General features: G+C 58.3%; 13 protein-coding genes. 7 read left to right on the top strand and 6 right to left on the bottom strand.

What is annotated here, in order from left to right; genetic code table 11:
- Positions 1-342: 342 nt before the first annotated feature.
- Together G5168_RS00370 and G5168_RS00365 are read left to right on the top strand one after the other, a co-directional pair.
- Positions 343-1284 (top strand): site-specific integrase, encoded by a 942-nt coding sequence (locus G5168_RS00370; protein ID WP_227342943.1) that lies wholly within the window; start codon positions 343-345, stop codon positions 1282-1284.
- 161 nt (positions 1285-1445) lie between these two features.
- Positions 1446-1730 (top strand): RepB family protein, encoded by a 285-nt coding sequence (locus tag G5168_RS00365; RefSeq protein ID WP_041235150.1) that lies wholly within the window; start codon positions 1446-1448, stop codon positions 1728-1730.
- Between the two features lie 224 nt (positions 1731-1954).
- Here the strand turns inward: G5168_RS00365 and rsmF are convergent, their stop codons facing one another.
- The 4 genes from rsmF to G5168_RS00345 form a co-directional block, all read right to left on the bottom strand.
- Positions 1955-3385 (bottom strand): 16S rRNA (cytosine(1407)-C(5))-methyltransferase RsmF, encoded by a 1431-nt coding sequence (gene rsmF / locus G5168_RS00360; RefSeq protein WP_421251666.1) that lies wholly within the window; start codon positions 3383-3385, stop codon positions 1955-1957.
- A 144-nt stretch (positions 3386-3529) separates the two neighbouring features.
- Positions 3530-6082: an MlaD family protein gene (locus tag G5168_RS00355; protein WP_421251665.1), complete on the bottom strand. Its 2553-nt coding sequence runs from the start codon at positions 6080-6082 to the stop codon at positions 3530-3532.
- Positions 6083-6137: 55 nt separating this feature from the next.
- Entirely contained in the window at positions 6138-6740 is a 603-nt protein-coding gene (locus G5168_RS00350) for a paraquat-inducible protein A (protein WP_421251664.1), read from the bottom strand.
- The gene (locus tag G5168_RS00345) at positions 6724-7350 is read right to left on the bottom strand and encodes a paraquat-inducible protein A (protein WP_005345516.1); all 627 of its coding nucleotides are present in this window, start codon (positions 7348-7350) and stop codon (positions 6724-6726) included. The genes G5168_RS00350 and G5168_RS00345 overlap by 17 nt, the downstream gene beginning before the upstream one ends.
- Positions 7351-7497: 147 nt before the next feature.
- Here G5168_RS00345 and prpB point away from each other — a divergent pair, with 147 nt between their 5' ends.
- From prpB to G5168_RS00330, 3 genes are read left to right on the top strand one after another with little or no spacing between them, the layout of a single operon-like run.
- A complete protein-coding gene (gene prpB, locus G5168_RS00340; protein ID WP_421251790.1) occupies positions 7498-8385 on the top strand; it encodes a methylisocitrate lyase in 888 nt (295 codons plus the stop codon).
- Between the two features lie 10 nt (positions 8386-8395).
- Positions 8396-9523, top strand: coding sequence for a bifunctional 2-methylcitrate synthase/citrate synthase (prpC, locus tag G5168_RS00335; RefSeq protein WP_421251663.1), 1128 nt, complete (start codon positions 8396-8398; stop codon positions 9521-9523).
- A gap of 10 nt (positions 9524-9533) precedes the next feature.
- Positions 9534-10979 (top strand): bifunctional 2-methylcitrate dehydratase/aconitate hydratase, encoded by a 1446-nt coding sequence (locus G5168_RS00330; RefSeq protein WP_421251662.1) that lies wholly within the window; start codon positions 9534-9536, stop codon positions 10977-10979.
- Between the two features lie 99 nt (positions 10980-11078).
- Here G5168_RS00330 and G5168_RS00325 read toward each other — a convergent pair whose 3' ends face one another.
- Positions 11079-11807, bottom strand: a complete 729-nt coding sequence (locus tag G5168_RS00325; protein ID WP_421251661.1) for an FFLEELY motif protein — start codon at positions 11805-11807, stop codon at positions 11079-11081.
- A gap of 259 nt (positions 11808-12066) precedes the next feature.
- Here G5168_RS00325 and G5168_RS00320 point away from each other — a divergent pair, with 259 nt between their 5' ends.
- Both G5168_RS00320 and G5168_RS00315 read left to right on the top strand, forming a co-directional pair.
- Positions 12067-12399, top strand: a complete 333-nt coding sequence (locus G5168_RS00320) for a polyhydroxyalkanoic acid system family protein (protein WP_100645872.1) — start codon at positions 12067-12069, stop codon at positions 12397-12399.
- 255 nt (positions 12400-12654) lie between these two features.
- On the top strand, positions 12655-14085 hold the full coding sequence (locus tag G5168_RS00315; protein ID WP_319920515.1) for a wax ester/triacylglycerol synthase family O-acyltransferase: 1431 nt from the start codon (positions 12655-12657) through the stop codon (positions 14083-14085).
- Positions 14086-14200: 115 nt separating this feature from the next.
- On the opposite strand, the gene G5168_RS00310 is transcribed toward G5168_RS00315, so the two are convergent.
- On the bottom strand, positions 14201-14989 hold the full coding sequence (locus G5168_RS00310) for a hypothetical protein (RefSeq protein ID WP_227342930.1): 789 nt from the start codon (positions 14987-14989) through the stop codon (positions 14201-14203).
- Positions 14990-15005: the final 16 nt, after the last annotated feature.

Below are 15005 nucleotides of genomic sequence, written 5' to 3'. Positions count from 1 at the left end.
TTTTCAAATATCAAGCTGATTACCCACTTGAATATCAACACCGAGCTACGTTATCTCTCACTTCTTCCTGCCAATTTTACTTTTTCGTTTTTGCTAAACTGGGTCGAATGATATTCCTATGTTTCCTTTATTCAGCGTGGTCAAAGGGTATTGAAATAAGATGTTCTAAGTAACGATAATATTCATTATCGATACTTGATGTGTGTGGAGGATCCTGTAAGATCCTATCAAACTTCATATGAATCATAGTGTTCCGTGGCATATCCATCCTTATCCAATCCGGCTCATCAGTCACTGCAGACTGTTTTCGATGCACAGCTAAATAGTCGGGCACGCCGCTTTTTGCGCAGTGCAAAAGCGGATTCCACCCTCAATGCCTATCAGGCGGATACCCGTATTTTTGTCTTCTGGTGTCAATTGCACGGGCTGGATCCGCTGCAAACGACCCATCACGACATCATGAATTTTCTCGCTGATCAGGCCGACGGCGTATTGGCCGACTGGGTATGGCTGGATAAAGAGGAGGGGAAGGGAGAACTGCGTAATGGCGAGCCTCGAAAACCAGCAACCCTGGTGAGACGGCTGGCGGGGATCCGTTATGCCTTCAAGCAGAAAGGCATTCACCCCATGCCCACCGAACATCCCGAAATCAAGGAGATGATGCGCGGTATTGTCAGGTTGGGGGATAACCGTAAACGCAAAACCGGCGCCCTGACGCTGCAACCATTGACCCAGGTGCTGGATGGCATCGACACCAATGACCTCGCGGGTTTACGTGATCACACCCTGATACTGCTGATGTTCAGTGGCGCCTTGCGCCGTTCGGAAGCGGCCCGAATTGAGGTGAGCGATCTCGATTTTATGGGGCAGGGGATCCGCCTTCGCCTCAAACCGAGCAAACATCAGCTGCATGAAACCGAGATCGCCCTGATCCCGGGCAAGCACTACTGTCCCGTCTCGGCACTGCAAAAGTGGCTACACAAAAGCCGGATCAGCGAGGGGCCGCTGTTTCGGCGCATGAACCGCTGGGGTCAACTGATGGCTGAACCACTCGGCCCCCAGGGCATCAATCTGATGATCAAGCGGCGAACCGGTCAAACCATCGACGATCTCTACGTCAGTGGCCATAGCCTGCGGCGCGGATTTATCACCTCGGCGGTGACTGCCGGCAAGCCAATGAACAAGATCATCGAGGTAACGCGCCACAAGGATATGCGAACCCTGCAGGAGTACTTCGATGACGCCCATAAATTCTCCGATCATGCCCTTGATGGCTTGCTTTGACACAACTGCGCTACTGCATTTTTTATGTTAAATGATATCTTGTTGATCTGATGATATATTTGCCGTGTAGCCAGCAGCCCAAGGTGGAAGGGGCATCTTCCAATGGATAATGGCATGTGATGAGAGATAACAAACTCGGAAACGTAATATCGCAAGGACATATGAGCCAAGAAATGACAGTGCGTGAAGAGCAAGAAGCGGGGCCCCAAAACAATGCCGAGCGGCAGCGCCAACATGTAAAACGCAAGCAGGAGACCCATACCCGGCTGCAATGCTGGATCAGCAATCGCCACGCCGAACGATTGGCCGCACTGGGTCTTCATCTCGAAGACAGTCAGGCATCACTCATCGAGCAGGCGATCGATCTGCTCTACCAACATGAGCTGGGTAGAGAACCTCCGTTTGAAAACAGAGTCGCCACACAGGTCGAAGAGACCGTTGAATAGACACAAGAGTGAAGTAACAGCGATACGTGAAGAGATAAAAAAAGCCAGGTACGAATTCCTTGTACCTGGCATAGGGGAATTGGCTCCTTGCAGAGCCGTGCGCTAACTGGTGTTCGGATTGCCTTAAGCTTAGACAAGGCTCAAGGCTTTTCAAGATCCGAAGAAAAGTTCAACCAGAGTGTGGGTATTTCAGACTCGTTCAAGTGCTTATGCACCGAACGGCCCTACGCATTGAACAGATTGTTGTCACGCACCAACTCGCGGGGGAGGGCATTCTTGACCCGACTACCCACCCATTTCCCCATCCCCAGGGTATGTCCCTGATAGCGGACGATCACCTCGCCAGTGCCCGCATCCTGTTCTGGCCAGACGTCCCGCCCCATCATGAATTCCCGCGCATTGGCGCTATCAAGCTCAACCACGCCCTTGCTCGCTGTATCGCCATAGGCCAGTGCCCACTCATGAGTGAGGCGATAGCCTTTTTTAAAGGTCTCGGCCAACTTGATGCCGATGCGATCGAAGCGCAACTTGCCCTGCACCTGATCAAACCGCTGGGGGAAGAGCCAGATCTCGTCATTGCGGCCAAACAGCTGACCCTGCGGTGCCACCCCGAAGTTGGCTTCAATCTCGCGCAACATGGGTTCCGCCTCTTTGGCAAGAAGCGGCGCAAAGGGGAATTTACCTAGCTTGCCCGGCTTGAACATGGTGTTGGGCACCGAGTGATGCTTGCGCAATCTGGCGACGAAAAAGCCCTCACTGTCGAAGATCTGGGGCCAAACGTGCAGGTATCCCTCGGATGTACAGGCCTGCTCTGCATGGGGGAACAGGTCTGCCAACGAATCAAAACTCAAGGCATCGCCAAACTTGTCCAGCAGGGATTGGCAGACCGCCTGATTCTCCTGCTCACTCAAGGTACAGGTGGAGTAGACCAGCACACCGCCCGGTTTCAAGGCATGGAAGGCGCTCTCCAGCAACCCTTGTTGCACCGCTGCAATCTCGTCGATGCTCTCGATGCTCCAGTTGCGCAGCGCATCTTCATCCTTGCGCACCGTCCCTTCGCCGGAGCAGGGGGCATCGAGCAGGATGGCGTCGAAGGTCTCCGGCAACCACTGGCCAAATACCTTGGCATCAAAATGGGTCATCCCCACATTGGTCACGCCGCAGCGCTGGATATTGGCGCTAAGCACTTTCAACCGGCTGCTGGAAAACTCGTTGGCAACCAGCATTCCCTGATTGTTCATCAAGGCGGCTATCTGGGTGGTCTTGGAGCCGGGGGCCGCCGCCGCATCCAGCAACATGCCATCCGCTTTGATCTTGTCGCTGGCAAAGAGTGCCGTCACCGGCAGCATGGAGCTCGCTTCCTGAATGTAGAAGAGCCCGCTCAAGTGCTCGGCGGTGTTGCCAAGGGGGACAGTTTCATCGCTGCGGGTCAGCCAGAAGCCGGTATCACACCAAGGTACGGGGTCGAGCTGCCAACCCAGTGGCTCCATCAGGGCGACGAAATCCGAGACGGCGATCTTCAAGGTATTGACCCGAATGCTGCGGCGCAGCGGACGTCGACAACTGGCCACAAAGTCTTCCATCGAGAGATGGGCCGGCATGATGGCCGCAATGTGGCGTAAAAAGTAATCGGGAAGGAAGGTGTTGTCGTGCACTGTGCCGTCTCGTTGACCGAAAAAGAGGGGCGATATCCTACCACAAGGCTAAGAATATTCTGAATCTGAACCCTATCAACAAGCACCGGAATATAAAAAAGCCCGGCACAGTGCCGGGCTTTGATGAGATACAAAGGGAAGAGATCAGGGCTGGATACGAGGGCTCCACTCTAACCACTCTTTCTCGGCCTTGCCGTAGAGCGGATAGCTGTGTCCTGCCTTGACGGTTGGACCCATTTCTCTCTCCGGCGTATTGAAAGCAATGCCGCCAGCCAGCAGGCTCTGCACCGTCTCCACTTCGATGGTGCCGCCGGTCAGCCCGATATCCGCCTTGACCCCGGAGACATTCCAGAAACGGGAGTTGGCCCGCACCAAATGGGCATACTCCTGATCCACGTTAACGTCGATCACCACCTCGCTACCATCCCGAGCCAGCGCCACCTTGGTGACACTGCCCACAACCATCTTGCGAAACAGCAGCGGGCTGCCGACGCTCAGGCCATTGACGGAGGGGCTCTTGAGGGTCAGGGCCAGACCCACCGGGCCGACCTGACTTAAGGGGAAGCGATTTTTGCCAGCGCCTTTACCGGGTTGTGCTTCTACAAACGCCCCCTTGATCAGGGTATCGAGGTGAGCGACACCGCCCAGCCCCAGCTTGGCCTGCACCAGAGTAAAGCGGGCGCCGGACTGCAGGAAACGCTCGGCATAGTGGCCATCGAGTTCGGCCTTGAAGATCACCTGACCCAGAGACGGCTCCAGCTCGATCTCTTCAATTTTGCCGATATCGACCCCACGATAGCGGATCGGGCTGCCAATCCCGAGCCCCGGGTTACTCTCTGCCACCAGTGACAGCTGGCGCACCTTGGCCTTGGCTTGCTCCCTGGAATCGAACAGTTGATGACTGCTGCGGCCATTGGCCAGCCGATCGAACTCGATGGCGCCGCGCAGCAGGGTACCGAGGTTGCCCACCTTGACCTGCACCCCATCGACCCGCACCTTGGTGTCGATGGCCGGTTTTTTCCAGAACTGGGGTTGCTGGACGAGGAGGGGAGCATAGACCCCATCAATCTCGAGTTCGATCTCGATCCCCTCTTTGGCGGCGCGCAGCTGTTTGACCTTGCCCGCTTCCAACCCCAGATAGAGCACAGGCGAGCCAATCCCAATGCCATCGGCCTGATCTGCCTTGAGCAACCAGCGCTGCGGCTTGGCATCACGGGTACCGAGCAGTGCCAACTCCTGACTCGGGTAGAGACGGTTAATCCGCTCGCCACTACTGGCTTGTATCAGCTTGATCCCGCCTCCCAACCAGGCACTGGCCGGACTGGTTTCTACTTTGATGCCACTCAGATCGGCATCGATCTGCAACGGGGCGGCGCGATAGAAGCGGGCACGGTTGAGCAGATGGCCATAGTTCGGCGCCATCACCAGCTCAACGCTGGCATTGCCGCGCGCATCCAAGGTGAGCTGGCTGATACGGCCCACATGCAATCCCTTGTACCAGACAGGTGCATCCTGATTGAGCCCCGCCAGATCGTCAGCCTGCAGCGTCACCTTGGTACCGCTCTGGGGGGCGCGATCGGTCAGGGTCATCTTCTGTACCGGTTTGCCCGCTACATAGTCGAGGCGAATGGCCGGGCCGGAGAGCAGGCGATCTGCATGCTGCACGCCGGTCGCGGAGAGGGAGACGCTCTCCCACACCAGTTGACTCTTGTCAGTAATGCGGTAAGCCTGCTCCGGGTTGATCAGCGCTGTGACCACACGGCCTTTGTCGGTGAGGCGAATGGGGTCGATACGACCAATCTCGATCCCCTCATAGAGGATGGGCATCCCCTCCTTGACCGGAAGATCGCCAGCCGCAATGTCGATACGCTCGCCACGCGCCGCTTCCGCCAGCCCTTTATAGAGGACGAAAGTCTGTCCCTTCTCCGGTTCCGGTGAATCTTTGGGCGAGTCAAAGGCAATGCCGCCGCTCAGAATGGAAGTGAGGCTGCCAGCTTCCACGCTGACGCCAGCCAGACTGAAGGAGCCCTTGATACCACTGATATTCCAGAAGCGGGTATCAGCTTTGACCAGATGCTCGAAACGCGGCTCGATCACCAGATCCAGAATGACGTTCTGATTGTCCTGACCCAGACGGGTATTGATGACGCTGCCCACCTCGATGCCGCGGAAATAGAGCTTGGCGCCAATCCCCACAGAACCCAGCGAATCGGCAGTCAGGTGCAGCATGCGCCCCTGAGCCTGATAGCCGGGAGGAGGGCCCTCCAGTGCATCGAAGGTCTCCTCCAGCGGATTGCTTTCACGCCCCGGTTGCAGGTTGATGTAGTTGCCGGAGACTAGGGTATCGAGGCCGGAGATCTCGGTGAGCGACGCCTTGGGGCTCACCAGCCAGAAGTCGGATCCCTTGCGGATCAGCGGTCTGGCACGGCTGTCAATCTTGGCCATCACCGCAATCTTGCGGCCATCTTCAGCCAGCTCCAGCTCTTGCACCACGCCGATGGCCACCCCCTGATAACGAACCTGGGTTTTACCCGGCAAGATGCCGTTGCCCTGGGCGAAGTTGATCTGGATAAGCTGGCCACGGCTCAATACCTGCTGATAGAGAAAGCCACCTGCCAGCAGCAGGGCTATCAGGGGTAACAGCCAGACCGGCGATAACCAGCGACGCTTTTCGATGACGGGTTCAGCCCCGATCATAGTGACTCCTTATTGGCTGGATTAAACAGCACATCAGACAAAAACAGAGAAATCATCAACGGGCCGCCTTGTCCCACAGTAAACGGGTATCGAGCATGCGGGCCGACATCATGGTCAGCACTACCACACCGGCAAAGGCGGTGGCCCCCGGGCCTGCGCGGACACTCAGCAGCACCCCCCGATCGACCAGCGCCACCATCAGAGAAATCACGAACAGGTCCAGCATTGACCAGCGACCGATAAAATCGATCACCCGATACATCACCAGCTGGCGCTTGCGCCGCACCGGTCTGGCCCGCTGCAACTGCCAGCAGATCCAGGCCAGCCCCAATATTTTTCCCACCGGCACCAGTATGCTGGCGGTGAGGACTATGGTGGCAATCCCGCTCATTTTGCTGCGATAGAGCATCATGATACCGCTGAAGATGGTATCTGACTGCAGCAACCCCTTGTTGTAGAAATGGGTAATGGGCAACAGATTGGCAGGCAGCAACATGAAGGTGGCGAGCGCCAGCAAGCCCCACGACCAGGCGAGGGAACGGGGGATGCGCACCTGCAATTTGCTGCTGCAACGGGGGCAGACTGCCCCGGCTTGATAGCGCACCAGCAAACCACAGGTATGGCAGCGGCAGAGCCCCATCTCACGGGCGCTGGTCATGTTCCGGCTCCTTTAACGGGATCCGCGCCCAGTAGGGGGCGGGGTCAAACAGGATCAGCAGGGTCATGTTGAGCAGCATCAGAATACCGAGGCTGAGCAAGCCGCCACCGAGGCGCACATCGGCGATGTCGATCAGTTTGAACAGGGCAACCAGCAGGCTGACGATATAGACCTCCAGCATGGCCCAGTGGCGAAACACCTCGACCAGCTTCAAGGTGACGGGAAGAATGTGCCAACGTTTGGCCAGACCCGAAGCCAGCACAAAGATCCCCGCCAATAATCCCACCGGCGCCAACACGGCGCACCAGAGCACCAGGCTGGCCACCCACCATTCGCCCTCGCCAAACAGCACCAGAATACCGCGCAGCAGGTCGGCATCGGTGTTGACCCCAGCCAGCCGCAGATAGATCAACGGCTCAAAAAATGCAGAGGGCAGTAGCAGAAATCCGGTGATGGTCAGGGCCATCAACTGGGAGGGACGAAAGGCATAACGGCCATAGAGATGCTGGTGACAACGCGGGCAGTGGGCATGACGACGCAGCGGCAGTGCTTTGCGCTGGATCAGCAAGTCGCACGCCGGACAGACAATTACGGAACCGGGCTCCATCATACAATTCAACCTGTTGAAGGAATTGGTGAAATTTACCCTAAAACCGGTTTCCTGTCTTGCCTGCGGCCGGAATGTTACGAAAGTATAATTGACGTTAACGTAAACGTGATATTAGATAGCCAGACTAGACAGGTGAAAGGAGTCATGATGTCCAGTTTGTCCCCCTCTGCAGGCCTGCGCTTTCGCACCGCCCTTGCCAACGAAAAGCCACTACAGATCGTCGGCACCATCAATGCCTATATGGCGCTGATGGCCGAGCGCAGCGGTTTTCAAGCCCTCTATCTCTCCGGCGCCGGAGTAGCCAATGCCTCCTACGGCTTGCCGGATCTCGGTATGACCTCCCTCAACGACGTGCTGATCGATGCCGAGCGGATCACCGCAGCGACCCGTGTGCCGCTGTTGGTCGATATCGATACCGGCTGGGGCGGGGCATTCAATATCGCCCGCACCATCCGCGCGTTCGAGCGGGCCGGAGTTGCCGCCGTCCATATGGAAGATCAGGTGGCCCAAAAGCGCTGCGGCCACCGTCCCAACAAGGCGGTGGTGTCGCTTGAGGAGATGTGCGATCGCATCAAGGCAGCGGTGGATGCCCGCGAGAATAGCGAGTTCGTCATCATGGCCCGCACCGATGCATTGGCGGTGGAGGGGATGGAGTCGGCTCTTGAACGCACTGCCGCCTATGTGGCCGCCGGGGCCGACATGATCTTCGCCGAGGCGGTGACCGAGCTGGCCCAGTACGACCAGTTCAAGCAAGCGGCCAACGTGTCGATCCTCGCCAACATGACCGAGTTCGGCAAAACCGAGCTGTTTGACAAAGAGCAACTGGCTGCGCACGGAGTCGACATGGTGCTCTACCCCTTGAGTGCCAACCGAGCCGCCAATCAGGCCGCTCTCAACGTCTATCAACATATTCGCCAGGATGGCCATCAAAGGGCTGTCGTGGAGACCATGCAGACCCGGGAGTCGCTCTACGACTTCCTCGGATATCACCACTACGAGCAGACACTGGATCGTCTGTTTACAGCCAAGGAATAGGAGGCAGCTTATGGGACAGCAAAAACCGTTGGGTGGGGCAGGTCTGCGCGGGCAGAGTGCGGGGGAGACCAGTATCTGCACAGTAGGCAAGAGTGGTACCGGTCTTACCTATCGCGGCTATGACATCAAGGAGCTGGCCGACAGCGCCCAGTTCGAGGAGGTCGCCTATTTGCTGCTCAAGGGGGAGTTGCCCGATGAGCAGCAGCTTGACGCCTACAAGCGCGAACTGTGTCGCCTGCGCACTTTGCCCCAGCCGCTGTTGGAAGTGCTGGAGCGCATTCCCGCCGATGCTCACCCCATGGATGTGCTGCGCACCGGCTGTTCCATGCTCGGCGATCTGGAACCGGAAGATGGTTTCGAGCATGAGCATGAAGTGGCGGATCGGCTGCTGGCGGCCTTTCCGGGCATTCTGATCTACTGGTACAAGTTCAGCCATGAAGGTATTCGTATCGCCCTCGACAGCGACGAGGAGTGTATCGGTGGCCACTTTCTGGCGCTGCTGCACCAGAAGGCACCGAGCGAGCTGGAGCGGCGGGTGATGCATGTCTCTCTCATCCTCTACGCCGAGCATGAGTTCAACGCCTCCACCTTTGCGGCGCGGGTTTGCGCCTCGACCCTTTCCGACATGTTCTCCTGTATCACCGCCGCCATCGGTACCCTGCGCGGCCCGCTCCATGGCGGGGCCAACGAGGCAGCCATGGCGATGATCGAAGATTGGCAAGACGAGACGCAGGCAAGGCGCGAACTGCTGGCCAAGCTGGCGGCCAAGGAGAAGATCATGGGCTTTGGCCACGCCATCTACCGCACCTCGGATCCGCGCAACGTCATCATCAAGGAGTGGTCGGCCAAGCTCGCCGAGGCGGTGGGTGATGATCGCCTCTATCGCGTCTCCTGCGAGGCGGAGAAGGTGATGTGGGAGGAGAAAGAGCTCTTTCCCAACGCCGACTTCTTCCACGCCAGCGCCTATCACTACATGGGGATCCCGACCAAGCTGTTCACCCCCATCTTCGTCTGCTCGCGGGTCACCGGCTGGTGCGCCCACGTGATGGAGCAGCGCGAGCACAACCGGATCATCCGTCCGAGCGCCGATTATGTCGGCCCGGCCCCCCGTCACTTTGTCTCTCTACAACAACGATAAGGAAGTCACGATGTCCGCCAACGTCGACGTCAACCACAGACCAGACCCCGATCAGGTGCTGGTCGATATTGCCGATTATGTCTGCAACCACCCCATTACCAGCAAGGCGGCTCTCGACACCGCCCGTTACTGCCTGATGGATACGCTCGGCTGTGGCCTGCTGGCCCTGCGCTTCCCCGAGTGTACCAAGCACCTTGGCCCCATCGTACCCGGTACTGTCGTGCCCCATGGTGCCCGGGTGCCCGGTACCCAGCTCTGCCTCGACCCCGTCAAGGCAGCCTGGGACATCGGTGCCATCATCCGCTGGCTCGATTACAACGACACCTGGCTGGCCGCCGAGTGGGGTCATCCCTCCGACAATCTGGGCGGTATTCTCGCCACTGCCGACTGGCTCTCCCGTACTCGCGTGGCCGAGGGCAAGGCGCCGCTCACCATGAGCGATGTGCTGGTGGCCATGGTTAAAGCCCACGAAATTCAGGGGGTGCTGGCGCTGGAGAACTCCTTCAATCGGGTCGGTCTCGATCACGTGGTACTGGTCAAGGTCGCCAGTACCGCCGTGGTGACTCATATGCTGGGGGGCACCCGCGATCAGGTGATCGATGCGGTCTCCCAGGCCTGGGTCGATGGCCAGAGCCTGCGTACCTACCGTCATGCCCCCAATGCAGGGTCGCGCAAGAGCTGGGCGGCGGGGGATGCCACCTCCCGCGCAGTGCGCCTCGCCCTTATCACCATGAGCGGCGAGATGGGCTATCCCGGCGTACTGAGCGCGCCCAAATGGGGTTTTTACGACGTGCTATTCAAGGGCAACCAGTTCGCCCTGCATCAGGGATACGGCAGCTATGTGATGGAGAACGTGCTGTTCAAGATCTCCTATCCCGCCGAGTTCCATGCCCAGACCGCGGTAGAGTGCGCCATGAAGCTGCATGGGCAGGTGAAGGGGCGGCTCGACGAGATTGACCGCATCGAGCTCACCACCCATGAGTCGGCCATTCGCATCATCAGCAAGGTCGGCGCCCTCAACAACCCGGCCGATCGGGATCACTGCCTGCAGTACATGGTGGCAGTACCGCTGATCTTCGGTCGCCTGATCGCCGAGGATTACGAGGACGATGTAGCCGCCGATCCCCGCATCGACGCGCTGCGTAGCAAGATGGTGGTACAAGAGGATAAACGCTACAGCCGCGAATATCTGGAGGCGGACAAACGCTCCATTGCCAACGCCATCCAGATCTTCTTCAAGGACGGCACTCACACTGCCAAGGTGGAGGTGGAGTACCCGGTCGGCCATCGTCGCCGTCGGGAGGAGGGGATCCCGCTGCTGGTGGAGAAATTCCAACACAATCTGGCCACCCGCTTCCCGGCCAAACGGGTCAGCGACATTCTGGCCCTCTGTCAGGATGGGCCGCGTCTTGCCGCCACCCCGGTACACGCCTTTATGGATCTGCTGGTGATCTGACCGGTCTTGCATTGGCCAACATATCGGCAAACAGTGATAAACGAAAAGCGGGCTCATCGGCCCGCTTTGTTATTCTGGCGGCTTATCCCTCGATAAGCCTCACCCCAGCACACGGCTGTCGCCGTTAAAAAGCGCCGTCATGATGGCCGTCTCGCGACTGGCGATGGTTTCGAGAAACTCGTTGGCACACCCCATCTGATGACACACCTGATAACCACGCTCGACAAAGGAGAAGAGCTCGCCAAGCCCCGCCAGATGGGCGGGACCTGACACCAGCTTGAGGGTCGCCCCCAGCAGTGGTTTTCTCGCCAGCCTGTCCAGCGTCATGCCAAGCTCGCTCACCAGCGCAATCTGATGTTCCCGGCGCGCCTGTTCACCTACGGCACGATAGGCGATGGTGTAATGGTCCGGTGTGATGGGAGCAATGCCACCAATGCGCCGTAGCGCCACCACCATCAGGTAATCCAGCTCTTCGGAGAGAGCGTCTAGCTCGATCGCCTGCGCCAGCACCTTGAGACCGGACTCCGGCAACAACCGCTCGGCGGTCGGCATCACCCGCATCACGTCCGCATCGCGGCGGGCACAATCCCCCGGGCCATAGAGATCGGTCAGGAAAAACTCGGCGGCAGGGCCGTAGCGGTCACTCTCCAGCAGATCACGATGGGTTCGCCCCAACCGGTCGGCCTGCCACTGGCGTAGCCGATCCCGATCCTGCTGATCTTCCGGGTGGGCACGCATCTGCTCGCGCAAGGCTGCAACCCGCTTGAGCTGGCGGTATAGCCGACCCAGGGTGCTATCGTCGTCGTGGGCATGTTCTTGATGCGTCATCTACAGCTCTCTGGCCTTGGGCCCATTGATGGGAATTGGGTGATACGAAGATACAAGTGAATGAAAAACAAGCAGCTTTTGCTGAAGGTTCCGTGACAAGTGTAGCGCGCACGGGGGAGGGAATAAATGCCATGCCCCGCTGATGGCCTGCATCCCTCTCGACTCTGTTAAGTGAGTCCCATTTATGTGAACCATCCTTTCATTTGTTGTGAACATGTGTTTAATATCAATAACTAACTTATGACCCAGAGTAACGACCATGTTCTTCAACTCGCTCGCTGGCAGCAGCGCACTCTCTACCATCCAGATCAGCCGTCAGCATCCGCTGGGATTGGCCGCCGCCCGGATCGCGGCCGAAGCCATCGCTGCGGACATGAGCGAGAGCTATCAACTCGATTGCGAATGGGCAGATGAAGAGGAGACCGAGCTTCGTTTTCGCGGCTCAGGGGTACATGGCACTCTCACCCTGGACGAAGATACCCTGGAACTGGAAGTGCATCTTGGTTTGATGCTGTTGCCTGTACGCAGCGTACTGGAGCAGGAGATCCTCGATTATGTCGACAATCGCTTACCTTGCCCCAAACGTGTTTGAAACTCTTCGTTGCACTGGTTTTAAATAAACCAGCTGTAAACGATGGCTGTTTGAAATAAGTTGGCAAGCCATATAGTTTGTCAGATTTATTATTCGGCGAGGTCTCAATTCTATTTTTTAAGTAATCTTTCATCTTTATTTCATATTTCGAGTCGGCACTCATTAATGTCATTCTGATTGCATCAAGTCTTCATCCGGATATGAGGGCAGGAGCAATTTGCCGCCTCGGTAAATTCATTTTGTAGGGAAACAACCATGCCACTGAGTGAATTTATCTCCTGCGTCGATACCGCCTGGTTACGCATGGACAGACCCAACAACCTGATGCAGATCATCGGTGTCCTGATGTTTGAAGGAGAGCTTGATGAAGCGCGTCTGCGGGCCGGATTGCGCCACACCATTTCGGTGCAACCCCGCTTCCACCAGCGGGCCGTGCTGGAGGGGGGCTCCTACTACTGGCGCCATGATCCCGATTTCGATCTCGATCAGCACCTCAAGCGAGTGATCCTGCCGGGTGAAGCAGGCAAGCTGGAGCTGGAGAAGCTGGTGGCCGATCTCGCCTCGACGCCGCTCAACCACCAGCGCCCCCTGTGGGATATGCACCTGACCGACACGTCGCTGGGTGGGCAAGCGCTGGTGGTGCGCATTCACCACGCCATGGGCGACGGCTTCTCGCTGGTGCGGGCCATGCTGACCATGATGGATAACACCCCGGAAGGGGCGCCGCGACCACCGTCACCGGAGCCACTGGATGACAGCGATGACGAGGATGAGGAGGATTGCCACCAGGGCAGCCGTCTGGTGCGGGCCGGTCTCAAGCTGACCGGTAGCCTCTGGTCCAAATATGTCGAAGTGGTCACCCATCCCACCAAGGCGGTGGATTACCTCAAGACCGGGCGGGATGTGGCGAGCGAGCTGTGCAATATCGCCACCCTAGGTGATGATTCACCCTGCCGCCTGCGGGGCAAGACCACCAGCACCAAGCGGGTGGCCTGGTCGGAGCAAATTGATCTGCCGGATATCAAGGCAGTGGGCAAGGTGCTGGGCTGCTCGGTCAACGATCTGCTGATCGCCGCCACCGCAGGGGCGTTTCGCCACTACCTGCAGGAGAAGGGGGATGATGCCAACAAGGTCAAGATCCGCGCCCTGGTGCCGGTCAATATGCGTGCACCGGACGATGAGGGGGCACTTGGCAACCGCTTCGGGCTGGTGGCCCTGGACTTGCCACTGGATGTTGCACACCCGTTGCAGCGGCTCTATACCGTGCGTGACCGGATGCAGGCGCTACGCACCTCGCTGCAACCCGTGGTGGTGCTCAACTTGTTACATGCCCTTGGCATGGCCCCCAATGCGGTGCAACAGCAGGCCGTCGAGCTGCTCACGGCCAAGGCCAGCGCGGTGATCACCAATGTGCCCGGCCCGCAGCAGACCCTCTATCTGGCTGGAGCAAAATTGCGTCAGCCGCTGTTCTGGGTGCCGCAATCGGGGGATATCGGCGTCGGCGTCTCCATCCTCTCTTACGATCACAAGGTGCAGCTGGGCCTTATCACCGACAAGAAGCTGGTACCGGATCCGGATCGGGTGGTCGAGCGGTTTGCGGTGGAGTTCGAGCAACTGCTGTTGCTGGTTCTGATGGAGCCGGAGCTACTGTTTGACCCCAACGGACTGGATGCGCTGCTCGGTTGAGTGTGCACTTGAGCGACCGGTAACGGCGTAGCCAACCGGTCAGCCCCCATCATAAAAGAGGCCAACCCGCGGGTTGGCCTCTTGTTTTGTTATCTATCCGTGGCAAGAATGGTGGTTAATCCTCCAACTCTTCCCGCGCCGCCTCTACATCGAGGCGCTCCATGGCATCCATGGGTTCGCACTCAGCCGCTTCGGCATAGAGGGCTTCGGCTGCTTTCAGGCGGCTCTTGCCGTGCAGCATCACCTGAGCGTTGGCGTACTCCATGCGGGCGATAGCCGAGTCGGGGATCAGCGCCAGCGCCTCCTTGAAGTGACGCTCGGACTCCTCCTTCTTGGCGCCATAGGTGAGGCCGCCGATCATGGCCCCCAACTTGTCGACGATCTCCGCATGCCAGGCGCCAAAGGCAATATGGGCCTCGGCGTGATCTGGCGCCAGCTCCAGAGTCTTCTCAAGGCTTGCCTTGATCTTGTCGCCAATTCCTTGCGAGAGGGCCTTGGAGATGGAGATCACCTGGCTGTAGCGCCCGAGGGCCAGCGCGTGGAAATACCAGGCGTTGGCGTTCTTGGGTTGACGCTTTTGCAGCTTCTCGGCATGGCTGGCCGCCCGCTCGAAGGCGGCGCGCTTGGCATATTTGTCTTCCAGCAGATAGCTGGCATGGATCACCAGTGCCTTGTTCGCCACATTGAAGCCCGCCTCACCGGCCGCTTCGCCAAGGGCGACGGCCTGGGCAAAATCCCCGGCATGATAGGCCCGCCAGGCATCCTGAACCTGTTCATCTTCAGGCCAAGGTTCGGCATCCCCCTGATGGAGTCGATCCCAGTTGTCCGCCAGCTTCTGGCCGGCATAGTCATAGGCCGCATCCGCGTAGGGGAAGGGGACAAATTCGAGTTGTGAAGTGGTCATGCTTGTTCTCCCTGTA

It is taken from the genome of Aeromonas sp. 600724 (assembly GCF_049175135.1).
GTDB classification, from domain to species: domain Bacteria; phylum Pseudomonadota; class Gammaproteobacteria; order Enterobacterales; family Aeromonadaceae; genus Aeromonas; species Aeromonas veronii_A.
Note: the sequence above shows the minus strand (reverse complement) of the source record. Positions and strands in the feature narration are given on the sequence as shown.